The following is a 12,373-nucleotide window of genomic DNA, read 5'->3' on the forward strand; positions in this document are numbered from 1 at the left end:
CCGCGGCGAGGACCGGCGCGTTCGCGGGGGTCCCGTACCCGCCGTTGCTCGTCCGCCAGCACCGCTCGCCGGTCCGGGCGTCGTAGGCCGCGACGAACTCAGCGGTCGAGACGAACATGGCGTCGCCGGCGAACGTGGGCGTGGACTTGCCGTGCGCGTAATCGACGGTCCACGCATCGTCGGAGTCGGCGGGAGCAGTCTCGGAATCGAGGTCGAGCGCGCGGTAGACGCCGTCCTCGCCGTCGCCGTCGCTGTAGCCGAGCACGCCGCGCCCGTCTGCGAGTGCGACCGACGTGGCGAGTGCGGCGTCGCCCGACGCGATTTGCTCGACGCTCGCGTCCGCCGAGGGGCCGGAGTCGGTCGTGTACCCGGTGTTGGCGAAGTCGCGCTGGTAGGTCGGCCACGCGCCCGTCACGTCGCCGACGGGCGCGTCGCGTCGGTAGTCTCGCTCGACATCAAGGGCACCCATTGCGCGGGCGACACAGCCTGAGAGCGACGCGAGGGCGGTCGCGCCGCCGGCCGCGAGGACGGCTCTGCGCGTGTGCATGTTGGAGGGCATACATGTTCGTGTCCCGCCGCGACCGTACTAACAGTTTCCCACGAAGCGGCAGGGACGAGGGAGGGGGCCCAGCGGAGGCAGTAACCGCGGGGATGGCACCTCGTCCTACCGGTTCTCCACGAGCGCGTCGACCGGGTTGTCGAGGGCGAAATCGACGTTCTCGGACGGGTCGTCGGTCCGGGCTTCGAGGTCCGAGACGACCGACTCGGCGCGGTGTCGGAACGCGCGGAGCGTCTGTCTGCCCTCCTCTGTGAGTTCGAGGTAGCGACGGGTTCCGCGCTGGGCGACGGTGACGTAGCCCTGATGTTCGAGCGTCGCGGTAACGCGGTTGTCGAGGACGTTGTAGTCGCCGGTGACGGGTTCGTAGTCGTCGGCCTCGCCGTCGACGCGGCCGCGCATGAAGTCGAGGCCGTAGCGGGCCGCCTCGGTGATGAGCGTCTTCTTCTTCGCGTGTTTGGCGTCGGTGTCGTGGGCCTCGATGATGGCGAGCGCGGCGACTTGGTCCGGGGAGGGCGAGTCGATTTGATAGGTCGTCAGAAGCGACGCCCGCTCGAACCCCTCCGTGACCGGCGCGTCGAGGCCGTGCGGCCGGACCTCGGGGTCGACGACATACGGTTCGGCGTCGGTGCGTTCGTCCATGCAGGCCATCGTCGCGCCGACGGCCGCGCGCTTTGTGCCGGCGGTGACGTTGACGCGGACGAAGTCGTCCGGGTGCCAGTCGGCGATGGTCGTAATCGCGCCCATTACCTCGTACATGTCGAAGAGGTCGAGGTACTCGACGTCGGGCGGGGTGCCGACCACGTCGGCGATTCGGTCGACGACCGCATCGTGGTAGGTCGGGCGCTCGACCGCGGGGTCCTCGTGTTCGAGGAGGTAGACCTTGTCCGGTCGGTCGTCCTCGATGGGGCCGACGATGCGGTCGTGTTCGCGCCACAGGGGGACGATGTGAACGCGGAGGTGTCGTTTCATCTGTCACTCTCGGCCACGACCGCCCGTGTCGAAAGTCATTCGGTTGGGAGATTCTCCCGTGAGTGATCGGTAGAACGCCCATATACGTCGAATCAGGAGAAACACACGGTACTCATGCTACTCACGTAACTTACGGTAGTTACCGAGGAACTGCCAACATGGGTTACCGACTACGAATAGTTGCCGCCGGCCGCGGTCCAACGGACCGGCGGTTGCGACCCGCCGACGGCGGCGCGACCAACGGTCCCCGGTCGCGTCCCCACGGCGGAACCCGCGTCGGCGGACGACCCCCGGAACCCTCGTTCGGTGCGCTCGGGGCGTCGGCCAGTCCGCCGATACGCGCCCTCCAGCCCCCTCGCTTCGGCCCTCCACCACCGGCCGACGCCCTGACAGCACCGGCTTTTCTTTCTCCGAATCACCGCTCGTCACCCGACGAGCGCGGCGCTCTCGAACCACAGCGGGCGCACGAAAAAGTGACCGAGTGCCCGCACCACGACTCGCTCGGTCCGGTTCAGTTCGGTTTAGTCCGGCTCAGTTCGGTCCGGGCCGGATCAGGCCGGTTCAGATGTCGAACACGTCGAGACCGGTCTGTTCGTCGAGGTGGTGAGTCAGCGGCGTCTCGCCGAGGTGGATGACGACTTCGAACGTCCCGGAGACGCGCGCGCCGGAACAGTGGCCGCCGAGCGTCTCGAAGTCGCGCGTGCCGACCTGGATGTGCGTGTGAATCTTGTCGGGGCCGATGTTGCCGAGGAAACTCGTTACCTCGAACTGGCCCGTGAACTCCTCTTCGAGGTACTCCTGGTCGCCCACGTCGTAGTGGCCGATCGTGACGGAGTCGACCGCGCCGATACCCGTGAGAAAGCCGTGTTCGATGTCGAACTCGTCGCGCACCGTCGCGAGCGAGTCGAGGACCTGTTCGCCGGGGTCCAGCCTGACGACGACCGTGTCGTCTTCTTTGACGTAGTCCATAGTTGTGCCCGAGCGTCCGGTACAGCGCCGGCGGCGTAATATGTTTTGAAAGGCTCAACGTTGCGGGAGGAACGGTGCTACTAAAAATGTATTTTTTCAGTATATATTTCAAAATGATCAATAGTTCTATACTTTGAGTCGAGTCCTCTCTTCGACACCCGGCCGAACGCGTTCACATCGAATCGGCGACCGCGGACCTCGTCCCCGTACTTGCCAGTTTCCCCGGAGTATCAGCCTATTATAACCCGCCCAGTCCTCGGAGAAACGGAACCAGTCAGCGGCGCCGTCGTCGGAATCGAAGACTACCGCGGAAACCAGACTCAGTCCGACCGCGCTCGACACGGACGCGCATCTCTGACGCACAGAACGTGGGAGAGAGTCCGGCACAGAGACCCTGTAGTGCGTTCTTTCGCCGGAAAGTGTTATCGCGACTCACGGTCGAGGCGTGTCGAACCGACAGAGAGACCAACCGACGACGAATCGCTCAAGGGCATTCGAACGAGCGATAGTAATTGGCAGAGTTTGATATACCACCATTTTTGATATATCTGGCCACCAACTCGGCGCACTCGGAACGGTCCGTGACCACGGTTGCCCGGCGCGTCACCGGAGCATCGATCCGCCGTCGACCGTCAGCACCGTCCCCGTCATGTAGCCCGCGCCGTCGCAGAGGAACGCGACCACCTCGGCGACTTCCTCGGGCGTTCCGATGCGTTCGAGCGGGAGTTCGGCGGCGTACTCGGCGAGCGCCTCCTCGGTCCAGAGGTTCGACTCGGTGAGAAGCGGCGTCTCGACGAGACCCGGCGCGACGCAGTTGACGCGCACCTCGGGGCCGAGCTGTTTCGCCAGCCCCTTCGTCAGCCCGAAGACGCCCGCCTTCGACGATGAGTAGTGGACGCCGCCGGTGGCGCTCCCGCGGAGACCGGCGACGCTCGACACGTTGACGATGGCACCGGCACCCTCGCCGCGCTCGACCATGCCCGGGGCGACGGCGCGGGCGACGACGTACTGTCCCTTGAGGTTCACGCCGAGGACGCGGTCCCACTCGTCGGGGTCGAGGTCCGCGAGGGAGACGGCCCGCGAGATACCCGCGTTGTTCACGAGCGCCGTCACGTCGGCGACCGATTCGACCGCCGTCACGGCGTCCGCAACCGCGTCGGGATCGCGAACGTCGACCGCGAACTCGTGGACGCGCTCGTCGTCCCAGTCGGTCTCGCCGGTCTCGATGTCGAAGCAGGCGACGTAGTCGTAGTCCGCTCGGAGTCGCTCGACGACCGCCCGTCCGATACCGCTGGACGCGCCGGTCACGATTGCCGCGCGCTGGTGGTCCGTCATGTGGGTCGAGACGGCGCGGACCGTAGTACGTGTTGGGGTGGCGGCGAGCGGTACTGTCGTGGTCGAGAGTGGTGCGGGTGGTTCGATTGAGAGTGTGGTGCAAGTGGTGCGAGCGAGGCCGCCGAGCCGGGTGAAGTGGTAACTGTTTTCGTGGTCGCGCGTGAGCCGTTCGTATGCAGTTCGCAGTCAACGTTCCGACCAGCGCCGGCGACTCCGTTCACTCCCAGTTGGCGTTCTGCGACGAGATTTCGTGGGACGCGCAGGTGGAGTTCGCCGTGGCGATGGAGAGCCTCGGCTTCGACGGCGTCGCCGTCCCCGACCACGTCATGACCGGCACCGGCCCCACGACGGAGTGTTTCGTCACGCTGGCCGCCATCGCCCGCGAGACGGAAGACGTGTACCTCTACCCGAAGACGGTGAACAACCACTTCCGAAACCCCGCGCTCCTCGCCAAGCAGGCCGCCACGCTCGACGCCGTGAGCGACGGGCGACTCAAACTCGGCATGGGGGCCGGCTGGAAGGAGAGCGAGGCGCGGGCCTACGGCTACGACTGGCCCGACGCGCCGACTCGGCTCCGGATGCTGGAGGAGTCGATTCGGATGCTCAAGCGCCTGTGGACCGAGGAGACGGTCAGCTTCGACGGCGACTACTACACCCTGGACGAGGCGATGTGCCGGCCCCACCCAGTCCAAGACCCGCATCCTCCCATCATGGTCGGCGGCGGCGGCGAGTCGTTCACGCTCCGAATCACCGCCCAGTACGCCGACTCGTGGAACTTCTGGGGTCCGCCGGAAGTGATGCAACACAAACTGGACGTGTTGGAACGCCACTGCGAGGGCTACGGCCGGCCGTTCGAGGAGATAGAGCGCTCGTGGTTCGCGCGGTGTCTGCTACGCGAGGACGAGGCGGAACTCGACGCCCTCCTCGACGAGCACTTCCCGCGGTTCAAGCCCGAGAACGTCGCCGACAGCGAGTACCCGCTCGTCGGCACGCCCGAGCAGGTCCGCGAGCGACTGGAGACGTTCGCCGAGATGGGCTTCGGCGAGGTCGTCGTGGAGTTCGTCGACTTCCCCGAGACGACGAGCGCCGAACTGTTCGCCGAGCGCGTCGCGCCGGCGTTTCGGTAACTCGCGGGGCGAGAGACGAGAGGCCGCCAGTTTTCGAGTGCGTCATGGAAACAGCTATCACATCTATTTTCGTACGTCGAAACGTGACTCACCACAGCGTCTGCCTCACGTTCGACTTCGACGGCGTCTCCTCGTGGATACACTCCTTCGAATCGCCGGACAGCCCGACGAAACTGTCGAGAGGACTCTTCGGGGTCGACGTGGGCGCGCCCCGCGTCCTCGACCTCTTGGACGAGTTCGGCGTCGAGACCACGTGGTTCACGCCGGGCCACACCATCGATAGCTTTCCCGAGGCCGCCGAGGAGGTGTGGAGCCGCGGCCACGACATCCAACACCACGGCTGGTCGCACACCCGCCCGCGACAGTACGAGTCGCGAGAGGCCGAGTACGACGACGTGAAACGCGGCGTCGAGAGCATCGTGGACCTCACGGGGTGTCGGCCGACCGGCTACCGCTCGCCCTCGTGGGATTTCTCGACCCACACGCTCGGCATCCTCGACGAACTCGGCTTCGAGTGGGACTCCAGCCAGATGGCGACCGACTTCGAGCCGTACCGCGTCCGCGAGGGGTGGGCTGCGCCCGCCGACGCCCCCTTCGAGCGCGGCACCGAGACCGACATCGTCGAGGTGCCCGTCTCGTGGCAACGCGACGACTTCCCGGCGTTCGCGTTCAACCGCAAGCGGGGCTACGCGAACGAGAAAGCGGTGTTCCGCCAGTGGCGCGAGCAGTTCGACTGGATGGTCGACAACGTCGACGGCGGCGTCTTCGTCCTCACGATGCACCCGCAGGTCATCGGGCAGTCACACCGGCTCGCCCGGCTCGAATCGTTCGTCGAACACATCGCCGACGCGCCGGGCGTCACCTTCGAAACCGTTGACGAAGTCGCCGACCGATTCGGGTCGGCGTGAGGGCGAGGGAAAGACGGAGACGCTTTTTCAGGAGTAGTGGTGACAGCTGACGATACGGTCGAGTTCGTCGGGCGACTCCAGCGCCGGCACCTCGGAGGTGCAGACGCTCGGCTCGACGAACGTCTCCGTCAGGAGCGACGCGGCGTCGCGCCACGCGCCGTCGGCCGCGAGCGAGAGCGCGTGCTCGACGGTCGTGCCGGCGTCGCCGGCGGGGAGCCCGTCCGGGAAGTAGGTCGCGCGAGCGTCGTCGGCGACGATATCCGGGGACTCGCGCTGGACGGCTCTGACGAACCGGCGCACGCGGTCCCACTCCTCGTCGCCGAGGTCGAGTTCCGCCGGGGCGACGAGGCTCGGACAGCGGGTGTGGAACCGACAGCCGCTCGGCGGGTGAATCGGCGACGGCACGTCGCCGGACAGCGGGACGGTCTCGCGGGACACCCGCGGGTCGGGCACCGGAATCGACGAGAGTAGCGCGCGGGTGTAGGGATGCTTCGGCGACTCGAACAGGTCGTCCTTGTCAGCGAGTTCGACCAGTTCGCCGAGGTACATCACGGCCACGCGGTCGCAGACGTGGCGGATGACACTCAGGTCGTGGCTGATGAAGAGGTACGTCAGGCCGAACTCCTCCTGAAGCGCTTTCATCGTGTTGAGCACCTGCGCCTGCACCGACGCGTCGAGCGCCGAGGTCGGCTCGTCGCAGACGATGAAGTCGGGGTCGACCGAGAGCGCCCGCGCGAGGTTGACCCGTTGGCGCTGACCGCCGGAGAACTGGTGGGGGTAGCGGTTGTAGTGGTCGGCGTCGAGACCGACCGTCTCCAGCAGTTCGCGTGCCCGCCCCTCGCGGTTGCCCTCGTAGAGCCCGTGGGCCTGCATCGGCTCCTCGACGATTTCGCCGACGGTCATCCGCGGGTCGAGCGACGCCTGCGGGTCCTGAAAGACGAACTGCATCCGCTTGCGGCGCTTCCGAAGCTCCTCTTTCGACAGTTCGGAGAGGTTCTCTCCGTCGAAGACAATGTCGCCGGAGGTCGGGTCGACCAACCGGAGGAGCGTTCGCGCGAGCGTCGACTTCCCGCAACCGGACTCGCCGACGAGGCCGAGGGTCTCGCCGGGCAGGATGTCGAACGAGACGCCGTCGACCGCGCGGACGTGCTCGCGCTCGACCGAGAAGGGGAGCAGTCCCGCGTCGCGGTCGAACCGGACGCGGTCGAGGAAGCCGTCGCTCGCGTCGAAATACTTCCGCAGGTCGCGCACGCTGAGCAGCGGGTCGGCGTCGGGGTCGAAGGTTGAACCGGTCCCAGTCTCGGTGACCTCTCCGGTCTCGGAGGCGGCCGACTCGGAGACGGACTCGGCGTCGTCGAGCGGTTCGCTCTCCCAGTAGCCCGCCTCGGCGAACGCGTCGTTGCGCAGGCACGCCGCCCGGTGTGGTGCGGCGGCGACTTCGGTGAGGGTGGTGCCGTCAGCGGTGGTGGAGGCGGTGGTTGGACCGTCGTCAGCGGAGGCTGTGGCGCTCGCGCTCGCGTCACCGGAGCCCTTGTCCCCGCCGTCGACGCGCCGAGCGTCGGGGTGGGACTGGAGGCACGCCTCTCGGGCGTGCGGGCACCGCGTGTGGAAGCGGCAGCCCTGCGGCGGGTTGATGGCTTCCGGCATGATGCCCTCGATGGGCGACAGGCCGTCCACGTCGCGGTCGGGTCGCGGAATCGATCCGAGGAGCGCCTCGGTGTAGGGGTGTTTCGTGTCGTGAAAGAGGTCGTCGACGGTCGCCTGCTCGACGATTTCGCCGAGGTACATCACGGCCACGCGGTCGCATATCTCGGCGACGACGCCCATGTCGTGGGTGACCCAGACGAACGACGTGTCGTAGCGCGCCGCGAGGTCCTTCACGAGGTCGAGAATCTGCGCCTCGACGGTCACGTCGAGTGCGGTGGTCGGCTCGTCAGCGATGACGAGACTCGGTTCGCACGCGAACGCCATCGCGATGAGGACGCGCTGGCGCATCCCGCCGGAGAACTCGTGGGGGTAGTCGTCCATCCGGCGTTCGGCCTCGGGGATACCGACCTCGCGGAGGCGCTCGACGGCGATGGCTTTGGCCTTGGCCGTCGACACGTCGCGGTTGAGCCCGATAATCTCGCTCAACTGCTCGCCGACGGTGAACACCGGGTTGAGGCTCTCCGTGGGGTCCTGAAATATCATCGCGATTTCGCGGCCCCGGATGCGCTCGCGAATCTCGCGGCTCGACAGCATCTCGGGGTCCTGCCGGGGTTCGTCGTCGGGGTCGTCGCCGCACTCGACGCCGACGAGCAGGTCGTCTTCGAAGCGGACCTCGCCGTTGACGATGACGCCCGGCGAGTCGATGAGGCGCATGATGCTCCGCGCCGCGACGCTCTTTCCGGCGCCGCTCTCGCCGACTAACCCAAGCACTTCGCCGCGCTGTACCTCGAACGAGATACCGTCGACGGCCCGGACGGTCCCCGCGTCGGTGCGGAAGTGGGTGTGCAGGTCGCGGACGGTGAGTAGCGTATCAGACATTGGTCGTGGAGTGGTGGGGGGCGTCGGTGCGTGAGATGGGTGCCTCTGCAGAACCGCAAGAGCAAGTTCCGACGCCGCCCCGGGGAGGGAGCGATAGTTCAGCGGGCGAACGGCTGGCGGAGGCCGGGCGACTCCCGGCCCCGCGGCGAACGGTCGGTGAGATGTGTCGTCCGTTCATCGTCAGTCGTTCGACCGCGGGTCGATTGCGTCGCGCAGGCCGTCGCCCAGCAGGTTGAAGCCGATGACCGTCGCGAGAATCGCGAGGCCCGGCCAGATGCTGAACCACGGATTGACGATCATGTACTGCCGCGAGTGTGCGAGCATCTGCCCCCACGACGGCGTCGGGGGCTGGACCCCGAACCCGAGGAACGACAGCGACGCGACGATGAGGATGTTCACGCCGACCTGCAGCGTCGATTGGACGAGCACCGGCGCGAAACTGTTGGGGATGATGTGGCGGAAGATGATGTGGCGGTCGCGCACGCCGGCGGCCTTCGCGGCCTCGACGTACTCCATCTCCCGGACGCTCAGCACCTGCGAGCGAATCAGGCGCGTGAACACCGGAATCGTCGTGATGGAGACGCCGACGATGGCGATGCCGAGTTCCTTGCCGAACGCGGACATGATGGCGATGACGAGGATGAGGAACGGAATCGCGTACAGCGATTCGACGAATCGCTGGAGCACGTCGTCGACCCAGCCGCCGTAGTAGCCGGAGACCGCACCGACGACCGTCCCGATGGTCATCCCGATGCCCGTCGCGATGAGACCCACCTGGACGGCGATGCGGGTGCCGTAGACCAACCTGACGAGCACGTCGCGGCCGCGGTGGTCCGTCCCGAGCGGATGCGCCCACGTCCCCGTTCCGAAGCTGTTTTCGATGCCGACTGGCGGGAGCAAGATTGTGCTCCCCGCCGGGTCGTTCTCCGGATGATACCAGAACGTCGCCGCGAACTGGTAGTCGAACAGGTCGGCGTCGATGGTCGTCAACAGCGCGACGACCGTCACGAGCCCGATAACGTAGAGGCCGACGCGCGACGCCGAGTTGCGCTTGAGTTGTTGGACGACCTGTGACGTGCGCGAGACGGCGGAGCGCTCGTCGGCGTCCGCGACGCCGCCCGTTCGGGCCGAGTCGCCGACGGCGGCCGTCGAATCACTCACCGGCACCACCCCCGTAGGAGATGCGCGGGTCGATGACCGCGTACAGCACGTCCACGACGAGCACGCCGAGGACGAACACGATGGCGAAGAATATCGTCGTGCCCATGATAAGCTGGTAGTCCTGCGCCCGGACCGCGGTGATGATGAGGTTCCCCATCCCGTTGATGTTGAAGACCGTCTCGGTCAGCACCGCGCCGCCGAGGGCGGTCGTCATCTGGATTCCGATGACGGTGAGCACCGGCAGTTGCGCGTTCTTGAACGCCTGCCGCCGGAGGATGGTTCGCTCGGAGACGCCGTAGGCGCGGGCGAGTTGGACGTAGTCCTTGTTGAGCACTTCGAGCATCGACGACCGCTCGATGCGCGTGATGGCCGCCATCTGGAGCGTCCCCAGCGTGATAGAGGGGAGTATCAGATGCGACGCGGCAGTCACGAGCACGTCCAGTCTCGACGTCGCCCCGTCGACCGACGCGGGGTCGGCCCACGGCATGATGAGCCCGCTCGGCGGCAGGAGGTCGCCGTAGTACGCGAACACGATGATGAGTAGCAGGCCGACCCAGAAGCTCGGCGTGCTGACGCCGATGAGCGACGTGACGCGGGCGAGGTGGTCGTAGCCGTTGTTACGGTTCTTGGCGGCGAAGATGCCCAGCGGAATCGCGGAGCCGATTGCGAGGGTAAAACTCGACGCGAGGAGCAGCAGCGTCACCGGAAGCCGCTCGAAAATCTTCTCCGTCACCGCGACTCCACCGTAGTGGATGCTCGTCCCGAAGTCGCCCGTCGCGACCGCCGCGAGATACCTGACGTACCGGACGTACAGCGGTTGGTCGAGGCCGTACTTCGCGCGGGCGGCCTCGATGGCCGCTGCGTCGGCGGCCGGCCCGACGAGAATGCGAACCGGGTCGCCGGGAATCGAGTTGATGAGGACGAACGTGACCGTAACGACGAACAGCAAGACCGGAACGATTTGGAGTAATCGCCGTCCGATGTAACCGGTTGTCGTCATGGATGGAGTGGATGGGGAGTGAGCATATAACGTTTGGTAACTGTTACCGACAGGACAACGTCATCTGTCGACGGAGACGTTGTTGTAGCCGGTGAGGAGCCGCGGGTTCTGCGGCGAGACCGGGTGGACTTGGAAGTCGCTGACGACGGACTTCACGCCGTAGGAGTTCTTGTAGTTGAACGCGGGGAGGTGGACTTTGTCCTCCAAGAGCGTCGAGATGGCGGACTGGTAGAGCTGTTGGCGCTCGTCGCGGTCGGTCGACTCGCGCGCGCCCTTAATCTGCTCCATCACCTCGTCGTTCTTGTAGTAGACGCCCTGGTTCACGCCCTCGGACTCCTCGTGGAACAGGTTGAACATGAAGTCGTCCGGGTCGGGGTAGCGGACCCACCCGAGGACGTAGATGTTGTAGTCCGAGGCGTTGCCGGTGTACGCGCGGCTGAGCATCGCGCCCCAGTCGAGCCGTTCGACGTGGGCCTCGTAGCCGGCCTCCTTGATGCCGTTGGCGATAGAGAGGCCGATGTTCTCGCGGTTGTCGTCCGGCGGGACGATAATCTTCGCGTCCCAGTCGGCGGGGACGCCAGCCTCTTCGAACAGCGCCGTCGCCTGCTCGATGTCCTTGTCGTTCGGAATCTCCATCCACTCTTCGAGCGGCATGTCCCACTCTTCGACCATCGGCCCCGGAAGCGGGCCGTACTGGCGGAGTCCGGCCGGGTCGATGTAGCGGTCGACCGCGTCGTCCATCGAGAAGCTGTAGTCGATGGCCTCGCGGACGCGCTTGTCGGCGGTCGGCCCCTCGTTGCAGTTGAACGCGACGTAGAAGTATCCGACACTCTCGATCTCGGAGATGCTCGTGTCTTCGGTGCTCTCGACGGTGTCCCAGAGCCGCGGCGGAATGGTCTCGATGACGTCCACGTCGCCCGTCCGGAGGTTGGTGACGCGCGTGGTCGACTCCGTGATGGGCGTGAACTCGACGCCCGCGACGTTGGGCAGTTCGTCGCCCCAATAGTCGTCCCAGCGTTCGAGCGTGACGTAGTTGCTCTCTTCCCACTCGACGAACTTGAACGGCCCCGACCCGATGGGCTGTTGGGTGCTGAACGCCTCTTTGTCCTCCTCGCGGACGGCCTCCGGCACGACCTGATGGGTGAGGACGTGCTGGAACATCGCGTAGGGGTTCGAGAGGTCGAACTGGACCGTCGTCTCGTCGATTGCCTCGACCGAATCGATAACGCTGAAGATGCCCAAGAGGGGCGTCTCCTCCTCGATTGGCGCGCGGAACGAGTAGGCCACGTCCTCGGCGGTGACCGGGTCGCCGTTGTGGAACATCGCGTTATCGACGATTTCGACGATGTAGCGGGTGTTGTCCCGCTCGATGGTCGGCATGCTCGTCGCGAGGTTCGGGACCACGTCGGTCCCCTCGCCATAGGTGTACAGCTGACTGAACACCCGGTTCGCGACGAGCGCGTCGGGGTTCGAAAGCTGCGTTATCGGGTCGAATCGGACGGGGTTCAGCGACTGTCCGATGTTTATCGTCGCGTCGGAACTCCCGGAGGACGTCTCCGTTCCGCCGCTCGTGGTCGTTCCGCCGCCCCCGTCGCCTTCGGTCGTCGTTTCGGAACCGGAGTCGGACGTACAGCCGGCGAGCAAGACGGGGATCGACGCACCCGTCGCTTTCAGTATGTTTCTACGTGAGACACTCTCTCTCATCATTGACGCCGAATCATTTCGGTATCACCAACATAAGCGTTTGCATACTGTGCGTTTGTTTCCCCTTATCCACTCAGGCTGCCGCTTCGTGAAGTATTATATACGACAACTGTGC

General features: G+C 66.0%; 9 protein-coding genes and 1 pseudogene. 2 read left to right on the forward strand and 8 right to left on the reverse strand.

Annotated elements, in window-relative coordinates; translation table 11 throughout:
* The 4 genes and pseudogenes from NKF06_RS00845 to NKF06_RS00860 form a co-directional block, all read right to left on the reverse strand.
* A pseudogene (locus NKF06_RS00845) lies at positions 1–559 on the reverse strand (dehydrogenase); the annotation flags it as partial.
* 105 nt (positions 560–664) lie between these two features.
* Positions 665–1,528, reverse strand: coding sequence for a DUF6293 family protein (locus NKF06_RS00850; protein ID WP_058828502.1), 864 nt, complete (start codon positions 1,526–1,528; stop codon positions 665–667).
* 561 nt (positions 1,529–2,089) lie between these two features.
* Positions 2,090–2,497: a PPC domain-containing DNA-binding protein gene (locus NKF06_RS00855; protein WP_253244223.1), complete on the reverse strand. Its 408-nt coding sequence runs from the start codon at positions 2,495–2,497 to the stop codon at positions 2,090–2,092.
* 603 nt (positions 2,498–3,100) lie between these two features.
* On the reverse strand, positions 3,101–3,832 hold the full coding sequence (locus tag NKF06_RS00860; protein ID WP_253244224.1) for an SDR family NAD(P)-dependent oxidoreductase: 732 nt from the start codon (positions 3,830–3,832) through the stop codon (positions 3,101–3,103).
* Between the two features lie 173 nt (positions 3,833–4,005).
* Between NKF06_RS00860 and NKF06_RS00865 the strand changes: the two genes are divergently transcribed.
* Positions 4,006–4,959: a TIGR03560 family F420-dependent LLM class oxidoreductase gene (locus tag NKF06_RS00865; protein ID WP_253244225.1), complete on the forward strand. Its 954-nt coding sequence runs from the start codon at positions 4,006–4,008 to the stop codon at positions 4,957–4,959.
* An 83-nt stretch (positions 4,960–5,042) separates the two neighbouring features.
* Positions 5,043–5,867: a polysaccharide deacetylase family protein gene (locus NKF06_RS00870; RefSeq protein ID WP_253244226.1), complete on the forward strand. Its 825-nt coding sequence runs from the start codon at positions 5,043–5,045 to the stop codon at positions 5,865–5,867.
* 27 nt (positions 5,868–5,894) lie between these two features.
* On the opposite strand, the gene NKF06_RS21070 is transcribed toward NKF06_RS00870, so the two are convergent.
* The 4 genes from NKF06_RS21070 to NKF06_RS00890 all read right to left on the reverse strand — a co-directional run bounded on the left by NKF06_RS21070 (position 5,895) and on the right by NKF06_RS00890 (position 12,198).
* A complete protein-coding gene (locus tag NKF06_RS21070; RefSeq protein ID WP_253244227.1) occupies positions 5,895–8,393 on the reverse strand; it encodes an ABC transporter ATP-binding protein in 2,499 nt (832 codons plus the stop codon).
* A gap of 180 nt (positions 8,394–8,573) precedes the next feature.
* Complete coding sequence (locus tag NKF06_RS00880) at positions 8,574–9,554, reverse strand: ABC transporter permease (protein WP_172795831.1); 981 nt, start codon at positions 9,552–9,554, stop codon at positions 8,574–8,576.
* A complete protein-coding gene (locus NKF06_RS00885) occupies positions 9,547–10,554 on the reverse strand; it encodes an ABC transporter permease (protein ID WP_058828508.1) in 1,008 nt (335 codons plus the stop codon). Before NKF06_RS00885 ends, NKF06_RS00880 begins: the two co-directional genes overlap by 8 nt.
* Before the next feature lie 60 nt (positions 10,555–10,614).
* On the reverse strand, positions 10,615–12,198 hold the full coding sequence (locus NKF06_RS00890) for an ABC transporter substrate-binding protein (protein WP_253244274.1): 1,584 nt from the start codon (positions 12,196–12,198) through the stop codon (positions 10,615–10,617).
* Positions 12,199–12,373 lie beyond the last annotated feature (175 nt).

Source organism: Haloferax sp. AB510 (assembly GCF_024136985.1).
Classification (GTDB): Archaea; Halobacteriota; Halobacteria; order Halobacteriales; family Haloferacaceae; genus Haloferax.

Excerpts from the sequence above, each read along its gene's own strand:
- NKF06_RS00850 (WP_058828502.1), bottom strand. The coding sequence starts at position 1,528 with ATGAAACGACACCTCCGCGTTCACATCGTCCCCCTGTGGCGCGAACAC.
- NKF06_RS00855 (WP_253244223.1), bottom strand. The coding sequence starts at position 2,497 with ATGGACTACGTCAAAGAAGACGACACGGTCGTCGTCAGGCTGGACCCC.
- NKF06_RS00860 (WP_253244224.1), bottom strand. The coding sequence starts at position 3,832 with ATGACGGACCACCAGCGCGCGGCAATCGTGACCGGCGCGTCCAGCGGT.
- NKF06_RS00865 (WP_253244225.1), top strand. The coding sequence starts at position 4,006 with ATGCAGTTCGCAGTCAACGTTCCGACCAGCGCCGGCGACTCCGTTCAC.
- NKF06_RS21070 (WP_253244227.1), bottom strand. The coding sequence starts at position 8,393 with ATGTCTGATACGCTACTCACCGTCCGCGACCTGCACACCCACTTCCGC.
- NKF06_RS00885 (WP_058828508.1), bottom strand. The coding sequence starts at position 10,554 with ATGACGACAACCGGTTACATCGGACGGCGATTACTCCAAATCGTTCCG.